This is a genomic window from Sphingomonas sp. ABOLH, from assembly GCF_003951715.1.
In the GTDB taxonomy this organism is placed as follows: Bacteria; Pseudomonadota; Alphaproteobacteria; order Sphingomonadales; family Sphingomonadaceae; genus Sphingomonas; species Sphingomonas hankookensis_A.
Genome location: NZ_QQWV01000012.1, coordinates 1 through 16,885 on the forward strand (window position 1 = coordinate 1; position 16,885 = coordinate 16,885).

The window sequence follows — 16,885 nt, forward strand, 5'->3', positions numbered from 1 at the left end:
CCCGAAGCTAGCCCCCAACAATCCTCCCCGCTAGCTTCGGGCGTATCCTTCGCTATAGCCTTGGCCCATGCCATCGATCGATCGCTACATGGCCCGGCTGATCGCGGTGCCGCTATTCTCTACGCTGTTGATTTCGGCGATGTTGCTCGTCCTCGACCGGATGCTGCGACTGTTCGATTTCGTCGCGGCCGAAGGCGGTCCGGTCAGCGTCGTGTGGCGGATGCTCGCCAATCTCCTGCCCGAATATCTGGGGCTCGGCATTCCGATCGGGCTGATGCTCGGCATCCTGCTCGCCTTCCGCAAGCTCGCCACCTCGTCGGAGCTGGACGTGATGCTGGGCGTCGGCATGAGCTATTGGCGGCTGCTGCGGGTGCCGTTCCTCTATGCCACGGTGCTGGCCGCGGCGAACCTCGCGATCGTCGGCTTCGTGCAGCCGCTAGCACGCTATAATTACGAAGCGCTGCGCTTCGAGCTGCGCACCGGTGCGCTGGGCGCGTCGATCAAGGTCGGCGAGTTCACCAAGCTGGGCGAGCGGATGACGCTGCGGATCGAAGAGAGCCGCGATTCCGGTGCCGACCTGCGCGGCATCTTCGTGCAGGCGAGCCGCCCGAACGGCCAATGGCTGGGCGTCACCGCCGAGCGCGGCCAGTTCCTGCGCTCGCCCGATCCCGATACGATCATCTTCCGCCTGACCAACGGCACGCTGATCCACAACGCGCCCGATTTCCGCGTTCCCCGCACGCTGACCTTTACCGCCCACGACCTGCCGATCGACCTGCCCAAGTTCGGCAGCTTCCGCCCGCGCGGCGGACGCGACCTCGAACAGACGCTGCCGCAGCTGGCGATCACCGGGCGCAACCCGAATGTCAGCGAAGAGGATCGCGACGGGGCGCGGGCCAACTTCCACTTCCGCCTGGCGGAGGTGGCGACGATGTTCCTGCTGCCGATGCTGGCGCTGGCGCTGGGCGTGCCGCCCAAGCGGTCGTCCTCGGCGCTCGGCGTGTTCCTGTCGATCGTGATCATCGTGACCTATCACAAGGTCAACGAATATGGCGAAGCGGTCGGCGGCCTGGGCCGGATCGACCCGATCATCGCGCTGTGGGGGCCGTTCCTGCTGTTCGCGGCCCTGGTCTTCCGCCTCTATTGGGTGATCGCGCGCGTCCCCGGCGGCGAGCCGATCGGCGGGCTGGAACGCGGCGCGGCGAAGGTGGGCAAGTTCATCGGCCGTTACCTTCCCGGCAAGCGCAAGGCGGCGGCGTGATGCGCGGTTTCTTTCCCTCCTCGACGGTCGCGATCTATATGGCGCGGCTGTTCCTCGTCCGCACCTTCGCCATCCTGTTCGCGCTGGTGCTGGTGTTGCAGGCACTCGACCTGCTGAGCGAGAGCGGCAAGATCCTGGCGGTGCCGGGCAACGGGCAGGCGGAGATCCTGCGGTATGTTTCGCTCCGCACGCCGCAGATCATCGCGCGCTTCCTGCCCTTCTCGGTCCTGCTGGGCACGATCCTGACGCTGACCCAGCTCAACCAGAACAGCGAGATCATCAGCCTGAAGGCCGCCGGCCTGTCGGCGCATCAGGTGCTGGCGCCGCTGATCCTCGCCAGCTTCGGTGTGGCGGCGCTGTCCTTCGCGTTCAACGAGCGGGTCGTCGCCCGGGCGACCGCCACCCTGTCCAGCTGGGACGATGTCGATTACGGGCCGATGCCGGTCGACCGCGGCGAACGGACCAATGTGTGGGTGCGTGACGGCGACAATCTGGTCCAGGTGGCCCGCGTCGCCGGTCGGGGCGAAGCGACCCGGCTGCGCGGGATCACCGTCTACAATCGCGATGGCAGTTCGCTGCGGGAACTGGTCACCGCCAGTCGCGGCTGGCGCGAAGGCGGCGCGTGGCGGATCGACAATGCCGAACGCTTTACCGTCGCGACGGGGGTGCGTGAGCGGCTGGGATCGCTGAAGATCGCCGGCGGGGTGCGGCCCGATCAGTTCACGCTGCAGAATGTCGATCCCGACGGCCTGTCGTTCGCGCAATTGTCGACCGCGATCGATGACCTGACCGAGGCCGGCCGCCCGACCAAGGCACTGGAAGGCGCGCTGTGGCACAAGCTGTCCGGGCCGCTGTCGGCGGTGCTGATGCCGCTGCTGGCCGCGGTCGCGGCGTTCGGCGTTGCCCGTTCGGGCAAGTTGTTTGTCCGCGCGGTCATTGGCATGGCGCTGGGGTTCACCTATTTCGTGGCGGACAATTTCGCTCTCGCGATGGGCAACCTTGGGGCTTATCCGCCGTTCCTTGCGGCATGGGCGCCGTTCCTGCTGTTCTTTCTGATCGGCGAGGCGGTGCTGATCCGGACCGAGGAATAGCCCCAGGATCGTCGCACTTTGGCCGCAAAGCGCGGGCAGAGCGGCAACGATGGGCGAATCGTCCGGTAAAGGAATGGATTGAGGAAGTTAGGCCGATGAACGCGATCACCGAGAAGCAGGGCTTCTGGAAAAAGTCGCACCATCTCGACAAGATGACCTTCAAGGAACTTGTCGTTGCGTATTTTCAGTATCCGGCGATCATCGCCTATATCGCGCTGTCGTTCGTCGCGATCGGCCTGTTCGCGTGGCGTCCCGCGCCGCTGTGGCCGACGCTGGCGTCGGTCGGCATCTCGGTCGTCGCCTATCCGTTCGTATGGTATCTGCTGCACCGCTGGGTGTTGCATTCCAACTGGATGTTCAAGTTCGCGCCGCTCGCCGCGACGTGGAAGCGCATTCATTATGACCATCACCAGGACCCGAACCACCTTGAGGTGCTGTTCGGCGCGCTCCACACCACCCTGCCCGCCATCGCGGTCGCGACGGCACCCATCGGCTATCTGATCGGCGGTTTCGGCGGGGCAATGGCGGCGCTGGCGACCGGTCTGATCACTACCTGCTTCTACGAATTCTGCCATTGCATCCAGCATCTGGCGTACAAGCCGAAGAACAAGCTGCTGGTCGAATGGAAGCGCAAGCACATGGCGCATCACTTCCATGACGAGCATGGCAATTTCGGCATCACCAACTTCTTCTGGGACAAGATTTTCGGCACCCATTACGAGCGTTCGGAACGCCCGGAAAAGAGCCCGACGGTCTTCAACCTCGGCTATACCGAGGAAGTCGCGAAGAAATATCCCAAGGTCGCCGAACTGTCGGGCGGCGTCGCGAAGGGGCATCCGCGCTATCGCGGCTGATCGACCTGCGCGAACGCGGTCTTGATGACCGATTTGTCATTTGAAGTTTGGAACGGGGCGGCGCATTGCCGCCCCGTCGCGTTTTGGGGGAAACCATGTCGATCACTGTCCGTCCGGTCGTTACCGCTGCCGATCGCAAGGCGTTCATCGCCCTGCCCTATCGCCTCTATGCCAACGACCCGCACTGGGTGCCGCCGCTCAAGAGCGAAGTCGCCGGACAGATCGATCCTAGGAAGAATGGCTGGTTCAGCCACGCCGAGGCGCAACTCTATATCGCGGAGCGCGGCGGCAAGGTCGTCGGCCGGGTATCGGCGCATCTCGACACACTGGCGCTGACCATGCCGACCGACAAGGGGTTCGGCCCCGGTGTCGGCTTCTGGGGCATGTTCGAAGCGGAGGATGAAGCCACCGCAAAGGCGCTGATCGCGCAGGCCGAGCAGTGGCTTCGCGACAAGGGTATGACCCGCGCGATCGGCCCGTGCAGCCTGTCGGTCTGGGAAGAGCCGGGCCTGCTGATCCAGGGTTACGACCATAGCCCGACGGTGCTGATGGGCCATCACCTGCCGGCCTATCGCGGCTGGATCGAGGCGGCGGGCTATGCCCCGGTCAAGCAGATGATCACCTACGAGCTCGACATCACCAAGGATTTTCCGCCGATCGTCCAGCGGATCGTCGCGGCGGGGGAAAAGAACGAGCGCATCCGCATCCGGCGCGTGAACAAGGCGAAGTTCGCCGACGAAGCGGCGATCATCCTGAACATCCTGAACGATGCCTGGTCCGATAACTGGGGCTTCGTGCCGCTGACCCAACCCGAGGTCGACGATGTCGGCAAGAAGCTGAAGCCGCTGGTGTTCGAGGATCTGATCCGCATCGCCGAGCTGGACGGCGAGCCGGTTGCATTCATGATTACCCTTCCGGACATGAACGAGCCGCTGAAACCGATGGGCAGGTCGTTGTTGCCGTTCAACTGGCTGAAGCTGCTGTGGTGGCTGCGCGCGCCCAAGGCGCGGACGATGCGCGTGCCGTTGATGGGGGTGGTGAAGCGGTTGCAGGCGTCGCGCATGGCGAGCCAGCTGGCCTTCATGATGATCGAATATATCCGCCGCGACGCGGTCGCGAAGTTCGGCGCGTCGCGCGGCGAGATCGGCTGGGTGCTCGACGACAATCAGGGCATGAACGCGATCGCGACGACCATCGATAGCAAGGTCAATCGCGTCTATCAGATGTACGAACGCACGTTGTAATGACTGCCGCCGGGCGCCCCGCCCGGCGGCACCGGCCAGCGATTAGATCCGCCCCAGCGCGACGAGCGGATCGAACCCGCGTGCCTGCCAATCCTCGCGGGTCCGGCAGATTTTCGGGCGGCGCGGCGCGCCCTCGCGGCGATCGGAGATGCAGTAACGCTTGACCCGGACGGTCGGCGCGGCCGCCGTCTGATCGCCAGCGTTCACGGCCATGGCGGGAACAACGGGCGCATTCTCCGGCTGGGCGGCATGGGCCGCGGTCGCTGCGGCGAGGGTCAGAAGGGTCGAAGCGGCGAAACGAAGAACGGTCATGGATGGCTCCCTGTGCTGTCCGCACCGATCGCGGACTTGGCGGAAGCTTTGCAGCGAGCGTGCCAAATCGGCCGTCTTCGTCTTTTCAGTATGTTAGCGCAGGCCAACCGCAACGGTAGTGGTATGCAACACCAACACACCGAAAATTGTCCGACACGATGGCGTCATCCGCCACATGTCGTTCGACCGATCAGAACCGTCGCGACAGGCCGCTATACAGGCGCAACGCCGGCGTATTGTCGTCCAGCCCGGCAACGCCCCCGGTATCGACGAAGAAGTCGTCCGACACCTGCCACGCCACCGCGAGCGCGAGGCGATGCTCGGTAACACCCTCGGCACGTTGCCATTGCAGTTCGGTCGTGAACTGACAGGCGTCACTCACCAGGACGCCAAGCCCGAGCGTTGCGGTCGCGGCAACCGCGTTTCCGCGCCCTTCGTCGCGCGGCATCCAGGCGAGTTCGGGTGAGAATTGCAGGTTGATCCGCTTGCTCAGGTCATAGGAGACTGGCGCGACCATCGCCACGCCCCAGCCACCACTGCCAATGGGGGAGCGGCCGACCGGCACGGTGACCGACGGCTGCAGACCATAGGACAGGCCCTTACCGTCCGGATTGCGCAGCGCGATCCGCGATCCGATCTCCAGATCGCCGGTTCGCACGACGTTGCGGCCGTTCGGTCGATCGCGGGCGATCCCGAGCGGTGTCCAGTCGATCTGCAATTCGCTGCGATCGGTCAGACCGAGCCGGAACAGCGTATCGCCGAACAGCACCATGTCGCTGTCGCTTGACCGTTCCCAGTCCGACAGCGCGGTTTCTATCGCGTAATGGCCTGCTTCGATGGTGCAGGCCGATTGCCCCAGGCTGGGCCGGGTCGGGCAATAGTCACGCGCCGCAGCAATCGAGGGGGTCGACAGCACCGCGACGAGCGCGGCGAATGCGATCCGCTTCAACGCAGGCGAACCCAGGTCGGCGCATGATCGCTGGCCTTTTCCCGCCCGCGATGGCTTTTGTCGACACCGGCATCGGCGAAGCGATCGGCGGCGATGGGGCTCAGCAACAGGTGATCGATGCGAAAGCCGGCATCGCGCTGCCACGCGCCGGCCTGATAGTCCCAGAAGGTCCAGACCCCGCCCTTGGGAAAGCGCGTGCGGAGCGAATCCGTCCAGCCCTGCGCCAGCAGCGCGCGGTAACCGGCGCGCGATTCAGGCTGCATCAGCGCATCGGACTGCATCGCCCGGACCGAATAGACATCGTCGTCATTGGGGATGACATTGTAATCGCCCGCCAGCACGACCGCGCGCTCCTCCGCCAGCAGTTCGGCGGCGTGCCCGCGCAACCGGTCGATCCAGCGCAGCTTATAGTCGAATTTGGGTCCCGGCAGCGGATTGCCGTTGGGGAGATAGATCGACGCGATCACGACGCCATCGACCTCCGCCTCCAGATACCGGCTGTGTTCGTCCTCCGGCTCGCCGGCCAGACCGCGTTGCCGCTCGATCGGGTCGCTCCCACGTGCCAGCACCGCGACGCCGTTGAACCCCTTTTGCCCATGCCAGATCGCGCCATAGCCGGCGGCGCGAATATCCGCTTCGGGAAAGGTGTCGTCGCTGGCCTTCAGCTCCTGAAGGCAGACGACATCGGGCTGTTCCTCGGTCAGATATTCGATCAACCGGGGAAGGCGTGCCTTGATGCCGTTGACGTTGTAGGAGACGATCCGCACGTCAGATCGCGAAGCTGGTGCCGCAGCCACAGCCCGATGCCGCCTGCGGATTGGTCACGCGAAACGCCGCGCCGCCCAGCGACTCGACGAAATCCACTTCGCTGCCCCGCACCAGATCGAGGCTGACCGAATCGACCACCAGCCTCACGCCGTCCGTTTCGGCGATACTGTCATCCGCCTCGGCCCCGTCGGCCAAGCCGAAACGGTACTGGAAACCCGAGCAACCGCCCCCTTCGACCGACAAGCGCAGGATGGCGGGCTTGCCCTGTTTTTCGGCGATGGCAGCCACCCGCGCGGCGGCGGCGGCGGACAGGGTGACATCGGTCATGGTCGTATCCATCCCGCCCAGATAGGCGCACTGCCGCCTTACGGCAACGGCGCCCACATCACCTTACTCGGCGACGGCGGGGCCACCCATCGCCAGCCGCTGACGCTGTGCCCGGTCGGCGGCCATGGCGAGCTGGCCTGCCTGCAGATAGGGTGCGGGATTGACGGCCGATCCGTCGATGCGGACTTCGTAATGAAGGTGGCTGCCGGTCGAGCGACCGGTCGAGCCCATCAGGCCGATCATCTGGCCGCGCTTCACCCGTTCATGGTCGCGCACGAGAATTTTCGAGAGGTGGCCATAGCGGGTCGCGATACCCTTGCCATGGTTGACCTCGATCAGGTTGCCATAGCCGCCGGCGCGCTCGGCCCGCGAAATAATGCCGTCGGCGGTCGCGTAGATCGGCGTGCCGATCGGGCCGGGAATGTCGACCCCGGCATGCATCGCGGCGGTGCCACGGAACGGATCGGAGCGGACGCCGAAGTTGCTGGTGAAGGACAGGCTCTGCACCGGCTGATAGGACGGGATCGAGATCGCCGCCTGTTCGATCGTGTCGAGTTTCTTCCAGCTCATGAACAGAGCGCGGAACTGGGCATCGGCCTGCGCATCGGCGGTGGCCGCTCCGGCGGCAGCGGCCGCGGCGGTGGCCGCATCGACCGGCTCATAGGGTCCGCCCATCGCCGGCATCACGCGGCGCGGGTTCAGCCCCAGCTTGCGCAGCGAACCGGCGGTCTGGGCATAGCGGGCATCGGCGACTGCCTTTGCCTGTGCCGCCATCGCCGCCTGCTGCCGCGCGACGCGGTCGAACGGGCGGGTGACGCTGTTCGACGCGCCGGCCGGCGCCTGATCGAGCGCGGCGAGTGCGAGCGTGTCGGCATTTTCCGAACCGGTCAGCACCGCGGCCAGCGCAGCCTGCCGCTTGTCGAGGCGGGCGGCATGGGCACGGGCATCGGCGTGGAGGCGGGCGACATCGGCGCGCATCGCATCGACCTGCTGCTGCATCGCTGCGACCTTGTCGTCGCCGGCAACCGCACCGGCCATCGCCGTGCCGATCGTCGCCTGTCCCATGCCATAGGCCGAGAAGGCGATGGTAACGGCCGCGAGACCGGCGGCAGCGGCCTGGTTACGGCCGGAAATCGTGTGGCGGCGCAATTGCTTGCCATCGTGCAGGATAAAATGACGGGTCCGAAAGATCGAACGGAACCCCGTGATCGGAGCGACGTTGTTTTTCCATACGGAGGTAATCGACATTATGTCCCGCTTATCCGAGCGTTATGCGCGCCGGGCGAGCCGACACGAACGATGAACCCCAATGTCTTGACGGTATGCCCCACCGCGTTGACCTGAGGCAGCACTTGCCGGAAATTCGCTATGGCACGCAAGCGAACGACCGTCGCTGCGCGTTAAAGTGCCGTACAGGTACGGCGAGCCGTTTAACCATAGGATGCCGGTGGGTAATCCCGTCGTTCTGCGCGACCCTTCGCGGGCGGGTGCAATCGATTCGTTCGGGTCAGGCCGGAACGGCGGCAAGGACCTCCGCCGCGTGGCCGGCGACCTTGACCTTGCGCCACTGACGCAGCAATTTCCCCTGCGCATCGAACAGGAAGGTCGCCCGTTCGATGCCCATATAGCTCCGACCGTACATCTGTTTTTCGACCCATACGCCGAACGCCTCGCACACCGATCCGTCCTCGTCGCTGGCGAGTTCGACGGTGAGGGCGTGCTTTTCGGCGAAGCGCTTGAGCTTCGCGAGCGTATCGCGCGACACGCCGATGACGAGCGCGTTCCGGGCGCGGAATTCGTCGGCCAGCGCGGAGAAATCCTGCGCTTCCCGGGTGCAGCCGGTCGTGTCCGCCTTGGGGTAGAAATACAGCACGATCGGTCGACCGATCCGATCGGACAGTGCAAAGCGCATGCCGTCTGCCGAGGTCAGATGGCCTGTTGGCAGGCTGTCACCGATTTCCATCCTGTTCTCCCGTCGCGATCGCCGCCCATGCCGTCGTGACGCTCTGCCGCACCTCGTCCAGCCGGGCAAGCGCCGCCGGCCAATCGGCACAGCCCAGCGCTGCGGCAAGGATCGGCTGCGTCGCGGCGGAGGGCACCTGCCCATCGGGAGCGACGAGGCGCATCGCGACCAGCAGCCGCGTCAGGAAATCATGCGCCGGCCGAAGATCGGCGGGCAGCAGCCCTTCCCCTGCAAGGGCGCCGATCGCCTCGCCCAGTTGCGGCACCAGACCACGACCGGTCGACAATTGCGTGACATGCACGGCGAACTCGAGGTCGACGAGGCCGCCGGGCGTCAGCTTCGCGTCGAGCGGCCCCGCCGGCGGCTTGTGCCGCGCCATCTCCGCCCGCATCGTCGTCGCCTCGGCCGCGACGTCGCGCTTGGGCCGGTCGCCGCCCAGCACCCGGGCGATGATCGCCGCGGCCTGCGTCTGCCCTTCCGGCGAACCGACGATCGGCCGGGCGCGGGCCAGTGCCATATGCTCCCAGGTCCACGCATCCTCCTTCTGATACCGCTCGAACCCGGCGAGCGAGACGACCAGCGGCCCCTGCGCGCCCGAAGGCCGCAGCCGGGTATCGACCTCATAGAGCGGACCAGAGGCGGTCTGCACCGACAGCGCCGCCGTCAATCGCTGGGCTAGGCGGTTATAATAGAGCACCGCCCCCAGCGGCTTGGCACCGTCCGATTCCGCCGCGAAGTCGCCGGTGAAGCAGTAGATCAGATCGAGGTCCGAGGCATGGGTCAGCGCGCCGCCGCCCAGTCGCCCGAGCGCCAGGACGATCAGTTCACTGCCCGGAACACGCCCGTGGCGCTGGGCGAATTCCTCGACCGTCGCGGCCGCCAACACCCGGACCGCCGCTTCGGCGACCCTGGCATAGCCCGCCGCCACGTCGAGCGGATCGCCGGTCCCGGCCACGACCTGCACGCCCAGCATGAACCGCTTTTCGTTCACGACATCGCGGACATGGTCGAGCAGCCGTTCATAGCCATCGCCGCTGCGCGCCAGCATCTCCGCCGCCAATGCATCGACGGTGCCGACCGGCTCGAGCGCGCGCGCGTCGATCAGCGCGTCCAGCAGCACCGCACGCCGCGCCAATGCCTCGGCCAGCGTCGGCGCGTGGCACAGGATCGTGCTGAGCAGCCGGGCGAGCGCGGGTTGCGCCTCCAGCAGGCGGAACAGGTTGATCGCGCTAGGTAATCGCGCAAGCATCGCGTCGAGCCGCAGCAGCGCAGCCTGCGGATCGGACGCGGTGGCCAGCCCGGCGACCAGCCCCGGCAGGCTGTCCTCCAGCGCCGCACGCGCCGCGGGGCTGCGCAGCGCCGGATAGGCGCCGCCGCGCCAGTCGGCGATGCGGCGTGCGCCCTGTTCACCCGATGCGAAGCCCAGCGCCTCCAACCGTTCCGCCAGCGACTGCGGATCGGCCGGCAGGCGCGTGGCCGCCGCGCCGTCGAGCCGGTCGTAGATCGAGCCGACCGCCGCGACATGCGGGGCGAGCAGGTCGAGCAACGCCCGCCCGTCGTCCAGCCCATGCAACCGCGCCACGCGATACAGCGCGTCCTGCTGATCGGGAAGGCTGTGCGTCTGCCGGTCGTCGACCATCTGCAACCGGTGCTCGATCGTCCGGAACAGCGTGTAGGCGGCGTCCATCGTCGCGGCCTCGTCAGTCGAAATGCGACCGCTGGTCGCCAGCGCCGCCAACGCATCGCGGGTCGCTGGCACACGCAACGCCGGATCGCGGCCGCCATGGACCAGTTGATGCACCTGCGCGAAGAACTCGACCTCGCGAATGCCGCCCCGGCCGCGCTTCAAATCATAGCCTGGCCCGAATGCTTGGCCCTGCGCATAATGCTCGCGGATGCGCCTGGTGATCTCGCGAATTTCGCCGATCGCGCCGTAATCCAGCGCGCGGCGCCATACGAACGGTCGGATCGCTTCGAGAAAGCGATTGCCGAGCGCCACGTCGCCGGCGACCGCCCGCGCGCGGATGAACGCCGCCCGCTCCCATGGCAGCGCGGCCGATTCGTAATAGGAAACCGCCGCATCGATCGGCAGCGCGATCGGCGTGGCTTCGGGCGAAGGACGCAGGCGCAGATCGACCCGCAGGACATAGCCGTCGCCATCGCGGGCCTGCAGCAGCTCAACCGCGCGCTTGGCGATCCGCACCGCCGCCTCGGCGGGCGAGTCCTTCTCCCGTCGCGGCAGGATTCCCGGATCGTACAGCAGGATCGGGTCGATATCCGACGAATAGTTGAGCTCATGGCTGCCCTGCTTCCCCAGCGCGATCGCCGCAAACCCGGCCGGCTCCGCCCCCGGCGTCCGGTCTTCGATCGCCTGGACGATCGCGCGGTGCAGCGCATGGTCGGCAAAGTCGCTGAGCGTGCGTGTCACGCGGGTCAGGTCATAGACGCCGGCCAGATCGCCGAGCGCGACCAGCAGCGCGACGCGCCGCCGCTCGATCCGCAGTTGCTGTGCCAGCGGCATATCGCCGCCAGCGGCGACGGCGGCCTGCACGTCGACGTCGAAACCCGCGATACGGTCGAGAAAATCCGCTTCCCGATCGATCAGGGTCGACAGGAACGGCGAACCGGCACGAACGCGCGCCAGCAGATCGGCTGAAAACTGCATCCCTTCCCTCGGCGATCGACGCGACGGACTGCGATACCTATCGGCTAAAAGGATGAAACGAAACGTCTATGCGGTCGTTGGAAACACATGGCACCGCATATCCCCTTGTCCGGCAAACGGCCCTTTGCGGGGCAGGTCGTGCGTCCGCCCAGCCCAACCGATGGTGTCGGCCGCGCGCTGCGCCATGTCTATGGGCAAGACAAACGGATGCCGCGCGCTTGGGAGGATTATCTGCGTTCGCTGGACGACCTGTCCGAACAATAAGCGCGAGTCAGCGTTCGCGGCTGAGATCGTCCACTTCGCCCATGATCGTATCGAGCACCGTCTGGCCGTTATTGTCCGGCTGATCGGCACGCGACGGCAGTTTGCCTTCCGACATCAACGCCTCCAGCGCGACCCGACCGCGCGCGACCCGACTCTTGATCGTGCCGACCGCCACGTTGCAGATTTCGGCGGCTTCCTCATAGGCGAAGCCCCCTGCCCCGACGAGGATCAAGGCTTCACGCTGCGGCTGCGGTAAATGCAGCAACGCACGCTGCATATCCGCCAGTTCGACGTGGCGGTCCTGGCTGGCCGGCGCAGCGAGGATGCGGTCGGCGACGAGATCGTCCCATTCGCCCTTGAACCGCGCCCGGCGCATTTGCGACAGGTACAGGTTGCGCAAAATGATGAAGGTCCAGGCACGCATGTTGGTGCCCGCCTGAAAACGCTGCCGCGCGGCCCACGCCTTCAACAGCGTTTCCTGCACGAGGTCGTCGGCCAGATCGCGACTGCCCGACAGCGACCTGCCAAAGGCGCGCAGATGCGGGATAACCTGCGCCAACTGCTTCTTGAACTCGGGATCGGGCAAGGCGACGTGCTCCCGCACCTCGCCTTCCACGTTCTCGCTGATGTCGGATTCAGTCATTCTTATCCGTTCGATACGCAGTCGGCCCGATAGGGGGCGGACCCGAACATAGGGTTGCGGATGTTCAATTGCCAGTGACGGCGCGGCCGTGGACCGTCACGCGCCGGCCCCGGGTCAGGTCAGCAGGATATAGGCCATGACCGCGATCGCCGCGACCAGGGACACCATGAGCACATAGCGGGTGACCCCGGGCGTTGCGCCGGCACGCGCCTCGGTGGCGGTGACATGGATGCGTTCGTTATCGTCTGCCATCAGTCATCAACCCCCGAAATTCGTTTTGGGTCCGTACCGTTATGCCGCCGCTTCCGGAACGGTCGCTTCGTCGAAGAACAACGCCTGGCTGATCGCCGCCTTCACCGTCGAGCGCTGGAACGGCTTGGTGATCAGGAAGGTCGGCTCGGGCCGCTCGCCGGTCAGCAGGCGTTCCGGGAAGGCGGTGATGAAGATCACCGGTACGTTGAATTCGGACAGGATATCCTTGACCGCATCGATGCCCGAGCTGTCGTCGGCCAGCTGGATATCGGCCAGCACCAGCCCCGGACGATCCTGCATCGCCAGCGCCACCGCCTCGTCGCGCGTAACCGCGACGCCGGTGACGTCGTGGCCCAGATCACGAACGATCTGTTCGAGGTCCATCGCGATCAGCGGCTCGTCCTCGATGATCATCACGCGTGACCGGGTCTGCTGCTCGATCTCGCGCAGCGCTTCGGCGACCAGTTCCTCGACCTCGTCCGGGCTCGCCTCGATCAGATAGGCGGCATCCTCGGTCGTGAAGCCTTCCATCGCGGTCAGCAGCAGCGCCTGGCGCGACAGCGGCGCGATCCGGGCGAGCCGCGCCTGCGCGATCGCTTCGTTTTCGGTGCCCGATGCACTCGCGGCGCCGAACGCCTCGGGCTGCGACGAGGCCCAGATCGCCTGGAACGTGCGGTACAGGCCCAGCCGGGGATCGACCTCACGCGGGAATTCCTCCGGCGCGGCCACGATCGCTTCCAGCGTCGCGCGGACATACTGATCGCCCTCGGTCTGGCTGCCGGTAAGCGCCCGGGCATAACGCCGGAGGAAGGGAAGGTGCGGCGCAAGCTGCTGTCCGAGCGACATGGTCAGGTAATTCTCCTTCGGCGCGACCCCGGAAAGCCGGAGCCGCAAATCTTCAATTCGACGAAACGGCAAGGAGAAGACGCCTCCCCCGAGTTCGCGTCAGGTCATGGAACCAACGAGCGCGTCTTTAGTTTCATGTGCGCTCGCCGCGCTGTCGCAGGGTCGCCTTGCAGCCATCGGCATGTGGTTTTTAGTTTCGTACCGGCGGCTATGGTCCGGGTTTCGGGGGAAGGCATTGCTTCGTGAAGGATGGTGAACAGGCGGCACGGCAGTCGAGCGCGAAAAAAGCGGTGACGCCTTCACCGGACAAGAAGGATACGTCCAACCTCGGCAATGCCCTGCGTGCCGTTTATCAGGACGCCGCGGGTGAGGCGGTTCCCGACGAGATGCTCGACTTGCTCAGCAAGTTGAAATAGCTCGCAGGATGTGACGACACCCTCCACCGGTCGGCGGAAGCCACCAAGCCCCGCCGCCGCGTTGCGCCGCGCCCCCACTGGCGCCAAGTTGATGCTGATCCTCAGCGCGGCGTTGCTTCCGCTCGCGCTGATCGCCTTGTTCGCTACGCTGCAGACATCCCGCGTCGCCGATGTCGACCTGCGCGCCCGCTTGCGCGTCGCAGCGACCGAGGCTTCGCGGGCCGTCGCGATCGAACTGGTCGGCGACATGACCGCGCTGCGCGTCGCGATGACCGCGATGGCGGAGGACCCGGCCGATTCCCCCAGCTGTGCGCGCGTCGAAGGCGTATTTGCGCAGCAGGCATCGGTCGGCGCGCGCTTCGGCATCTATTCCGCCGACGGACGGCTGGTATGCGGTACCGCGATCCCGGTACGCATGGAGGGCGCCCCCGATGCCGGCGGCGTCCGGGCGCAGGTGGTCGCGGATAGCGGGCTGGTACTCGACATTCGCGGCATCAGCTCGGCACGGGTCGTCGCGTTCTTCCCGGTCACCATGCTGCGCGAACTGGCCCAGCCCAGCGGCTTCGCATCGCCGTTCGAAAGCGGCCTGCTGCATGGGAAGGAAGCCGAACTGATCCTGTCGCAATTGCCCGAACAGGGTGGCATCGACCGGATGGAACGCGTCAACATTCCCCTGGGGATCGACGACCTGACCTTCGTCATGGCGGTGCGTCGTGCGCCGTTCACATCGTCGGCGATCATCGCGATGCTGCTGCCGCTGGTCATGTGGGTGGCCGCGACGGGTATCGGTTGGTTCGTGGTCGACCGGCTGCTGATCCGTCCGCTGCGCCGCCTGCGCGACGATATCGAACGCTATCGCCCCGGTCATCCGATGGCCGACGTCAATCTGGGCGCGGTCCCGGCCCAGGAGATCGCCGATCTGGGCGAGACGTTCCAGGAGCTGACCCATACCGTCGAGCGGCACGAGCAATCGATGGCGGACGGGCTGGTGCGACAGACCAAGCTGACCCGCGAAGTGCATCACCGGGTGAAGAACAACCTGCAGGTCATCGCCAGCCTGATCAATTTCCACGCGCGCAGCGCCCATGGCGCCGCCGCTGCCGACGCCTATGCCACCATCCAACGGCGGGTCGACGCGCTGGCGGTCGTCCACCGGCACCATTATGCCGAGATGGAGGAAAATCGCGGGCTGGAGCTGAAATCGGTCATCGGCGAACTGGCGTCGAACATCCGGGCGACCGCGTCCGGTTCGACCAGCAAGCTCGGCATCACGCTGAACGTCGAACCGGTGCTGGTGACGCAGGACGTGGCGGTCGCGGTATCGTTCCTGCTGACCGAGCTGATCGAGCTTGCCGTATCGGTCAATCCCGATGCCCAGATCGGCGTTTCGCTGCGCCACAACGCCGGGACGGATACCGCCGTCCTGCGCGCGACGTCGCCGTCGCTGGTCGAGAGCGAGGAACTGGAAGCGCTCGTCGCCAGCCGCTATGGCCGGATCATTCTCGGCCTGTCACGCCAGCTGCGCGCACCGCTGCACCATGATCCGCTGACCGGTGCGTATGAGATCGTGATCGCCGCCCGAGCAGCTTAACGCAATCCCAGCAGCTTGTGCGTCTGGAGCGACAGGCGCCATTTGGGCCGCGCCATCGCAAAGTCCACCGCCGCTTCGCGATGGGCCGCCTCCATGCCGATCGCATCCATCGGCTGCACCAGATGGTGTGCGAAGTCCCATTGCTCGACCGCATCGACATCGATGCCATGTTGCGGCCAGACCAGCTTCAGTTCGTCGCCGTGCCGCTGCACGACCTCGCTGCCCGCCTTCGGGCTGATGCAGATCCAGTCGATGCCGGGATGCGCCGCGATCGTGCCATTGCTTTCGATCGCGATCATGAAGCCGGCATCGTGCAACGCCGCGACCAGCGCGTCGTCGATCTGCAGCATCGGCTCGCCACCGGTCAGCACCACGAAGCGCCGCATGCGGTCGCTGCCCCACTGATCCTCGACAGCGGCGACCAACGCCGCGGCATCGGCGAACTTGCCGCCGCCGATCCCGTCGGTCCCGACGAAATCGGTGTCGCAGAACCGGCAGACCGCCGTCGCGCGATCCGCCTCGCGCCCGGTCCACAGGTTGCAGCCGGCGAAGCGCACGAACACCGCGCGACGGCCGGCATGGACCCCCTCCCCCTGCAGGGTCAGGAACATTTCCTTGACGGAATAGGTCATCGGCCGGTGTCGGGCTGTTCCGCATAGCGGGTCGGATCGGGCAGCCCCGCCTCGACAAAGCCGCGCGCGCGCAGCCGGCAACTGTCGCACTTGCCGCAATGCAGCTCGCCGACCGGATCGTAGCAGGACCAGCTCATGCCGGCATCGATCCCCAGCCGATGCGCCTCGCGAGCGATGTCGGCCTTGGTCATGTGCTGCAACGGTGCGTGGATGCGGAAGCGCGACCCTTCGACGCCGGCGCGGGTCGCCAGTTCGGCCAGCCCCTCGAACCCGGCGATGAAGTCCGGGCGGCAATCGGGATAGCCCGAATAGTCGAGCGCGTTGACGCCGATCCACAGGTCGCGCGCGCCCGCCGCCTCCGCCCAGCCGAGCGCGAGGCTGAGGAAGATCGTGTTGCGCGCCGGGACATAGGTGACCGGGATCACATCCTCCTCGACCCCATCCTTCGGCACCGCGATCGACGCATCGGTCAGCGCCGATCCGCCAAAGGCCGACAGGTCGAGCGGCAGCACGACATGGCGTTCGGCGCCCAGCGCCTGGGCGATGCGCCGCGCCGCGGCCAGTTCGACCACATGCCGCTGATTATAGTCGATCGACAGCGCCAGCAGCCGATGTCCCGCCTCGCGCGCCAGCGCAGCCGACACCATCGAGTCCAGTCCACCCGACACCAGCACCACGCTGAGGGGAGTATTCGTCATGCTGCGCCTGCTAAGACTTTCATCGGGTCAGGGCAACCGCCCGACACGAAACGGGCCGCACGATGGCGGCCCGCAGGAGGTTCATGCTTAGGGAGCGCATGCATGCCCG

Annotated in this window: 18 protein-coding genes and 1 pseudogene; 7 read left to right on the top strand and 12 right to left on the bottom strand. The window is 66.3% G+C overall.

Features of this window, described 5'->3' with window-relative positions; all coding sequences use genetic code 11:
* The first annotated feature begins 67 nt into the window (after positions 1-67).
* The 4 genes from lptF (at position 68) to CA237_RS07850 (ending at position 4,450) form a co-directional block, all read left to right on the top strand.
* Positions 68-1,261, top strand: coding sequence for an LPS export ABC transporter permease LptF (gene lptF, locus CA237_RS07835; protein ID WP_198158494.1), 1,194 nt, complete (start codon positions 68-70; stop codon positions 1,259-1,261).
* A complete protein-coding gene (lptG, locus tag CA237_RS07840; RefSeq protein WP_066688681.1) occupies positions 1,261-2,352 on the top strand; it encodes an LPS export ABC transporter permease LptG in 1,092 nt (363 codons plus the stop codon). Before lptF ends, lptG begins: the two co-directional genes overlap by 1 nt.
* A 95-nt stretch (positions 2,353-2,447) precedes the next feature.
* Positions 2,448-3,206 (top strand): sterol desaturase family protein, encoded by a 759-nt coding sequence (locus CA237_RS07845; protein ID WP_084401326.1) that lies wholly within the window; start codon positions 2,448-2,450, stop codon positions 3,204-3,206.
* 95 nt (positions 3,207-3,301) lie between these two features.
* Entirely contained in the window at positions 3,302-4,450 is a 1,149-nt protein-coding gene (locus tag CA237_RS07850) for an N-acetyltransferase (RefSeq protein ID WP_126013638.1), read from the top strand.
* A 42-nt stretch (positions 4,451-4,492) separates the two neighbouring features.
* Here CA237_RS07850 and CA237_RS07855 read toward each other — a convergent pair whose 3' ends face one another.
* The 7 genes from CA237_RS07855 to CA237_RS07885 all read right to left on the bottom strand — a co-directional run bounded on the left by CA237_RS07855 (position 4,493) and on the right by CA237_RS07885 (position 11,434).
* Complete coding sequence (locus tag CA237_RS07855; protein WP_066688677.1) at positions 4,493-4,762, bottom strand: hypothetical protein; 270 nt, start codon at positions 4,760-4,762, stop codon at positions 4,493-4,495.
* Positions 4,763-4,952: 190 nt separating this feature from the next.
* Positions 4,953-5,711 carry a transporter gene (locus CA237_RS07860; protein WP_066688671.1) on the bottom strand — a complete coding sequence of 253 codons (759 nt, stop codon included), beginning with the start codon at positions 5,709-5,711 and terminating at the stop codon, positions 4,953-4,955.
* The gene (gene xth / locus CA237_RS07865; RefSeq protein ID WP_066688669.1) at positions 5,708-6,478 is read right to left on the bottom strand and encodes an exodeoxyribonuclease III; all 771 of its coding nucleotides are present in this window, start codon (positions 6,476-6,478) and stop codon (positions 5,708-5,710) included. The genes CA237_RS07860 and xth overlap by 4 nt, the downstream gene beginning before the upstream one ends.
* Position 6,479: 1 nt before the next feature.
* Positions 6,480-6,806: an iron-sulfur cluster assembly accessory protein gene (locus CA237_RS07870; RefSeq protein WP_066688689.1), complete on the bottom strand. Its 327-nt coding sequence runs from the start codon at positions 6,804-6,806 to the stop codon at positions 6,480-6,482.
* A 63-nt stretch (positions 6,807-6,869) separates the two neighbouring features.
* Positions 6,870-7,955 (bottom strand): M23 family metallopeptidase, encoded by a 1,086-nt coding sequence (locus tag CA237_RS07875; protein WP_241215450.1) that lies wholly within the window; start codon positions 7,953-7,955, stop codon positions 6,870-6,872.
* 358 nt (positions 7,956-8,313) lie between these two features.
* Positions 8,314-8,769 carry a peroxiredoxin gene (locus tag CA237_RS07880; RefSeq protein WP_066688659.1) on the bottom strand — a complete coding sequence of 152 codons (456 nt, stop codon included), beginning with the start codon at positions 8,767-8,769 and terminating at the stop codon, positions 8,314-8,316.
* Positions 8,756-11,434, bottom strand: a complete 2,679-nt coding sequence (locus CA237_RS07885; protein WP_066688658.1) for a bifunctional [glutamine synthetase] adenylyltransferase/[glutamine synthetase]-adenylyl-L-tyrosine phosphorylase — start codon at positions 11,432-11,434, stop codon at positions 8,756-8,758. The genes CA237_RS07880 and CA237_RS07885 overlap by 14 nt, the downstream gene beginning before the upstream one ends.
* A gap of 87 nt (positions 11,435-11,521) precedes the next feature.
* On the opposite strand from CA237_RS07885, the gene CA237_RS19615 reads away from it, so the two are divergent.
* Entirely contained in the window at positions 11,522-11,698 is a 177-nt protein-coding gene (locus CA237_RS19615) for a hypothetical protein (RefSeq protein WP_157092681.1), read from the top strand.
* Between the two features lie 7 nt (positions 11,699-11,705).
* Here the strand turns inward: CA237_RS19615 and CA237_RS07890 are convergent, their stop codons facing one another.
* The 3 genes from CA237_RS07890 to CA237_RS07895 form a co-directional block, all read right to left on the bottom strand.
* The gene (locus tag CA237_RS07890) at positions 11,706-12,341 is read right to left on the bottom strand and encodes a sigma-70 family RNA polymerase sigma factor (protein ID WP_066688657.1); all 636 of its coding nucleotides are present in this window, start codon (positions 12,339-12,341) and stop codon (positions 11,706-11,708) included.
* A gap of 114 nt (positions 12,342-12,455) precedes the next feature.
* A complete protein-coding gene (locus CA237_RS19620) occupies positions 12,456-12,593 on the bottom strand; it encodes a hypothetical protein (RefSeq protein WP_164523845.1) in 138 nt (45 codons plus the stop codon).
* A 39-nt stretch (positions 12,594-12,632) separates the two neighbouring features.
* Complete coding sequence (locus CA237_RS07895) at positions 12,633-13,439, bottom strand: response regulator (protein ID WP_066688688.1); 807 nt, start codon at positions 13,437-13,439, stop codon at positions 12,633-12,635.
* Positions 13,440-13,681: 242 nt separating this feature from the next.
* On the opposite strand from CA237_RS07895, the gene CA237_RS19625 reads away from it, so the two are divergent.
* Positions 13,682-13,855 carry a NepR family anti-sigma factor gene (locus CA237_RS19625; RefSeq protein WP_157092680.1) on the top strand — a complete coding sequence of 58 codons (174 nt, stop codon included), beginning with the start codon at positions 13,682-13,684 and terminating at the stop codon, positions 13,853-13,855.
* Positions 13,856-13,946: 91 nt separating this feature from the next.
* Entirely contained in the window at positions 13,947-15,446 is a 1,500-nt protein-coding gene (locus tag CA237_RS07900; RefSeq protein ID WP_126013644.1) for a histidine kinase dimerization/phosphoacceptor domain -containing protein, read from the top strand.
* On the opposite strand, the gene queE is transcribed toward CA237_RS07900, so the two are convergent.
* Together queE and queC are read right to left on the bottom strand one after the other, a co-directional pair.
* Complete coding sequence (gene queE, locus CA237_RS07905; RefSeq protein WP_126013647.1) at positions 15,443-16,078, bottom strand: 7-carboxy-7-deazaguanine synthase; 636 nt, start codon at positions 16,076-16,078, stop codon at positions 15,443-15,445. The two genes, CA237_RS07900 and queE, sit on opposite strands and share 4 nt — an antisense overlap.
* Positions 16,075-16,785 (bottom strand): annotated as a pseudogene (gene queC, locus CA237_RS07910) (7-cyano-7-deazaguanine synthase QueC); the annotation flags it as partial. The gene queE and the pseudogene queC, both read right to left, overlap by 4 nt.
* Positions 16,786-16,885 lie beyond the last annotated feature (100 nt).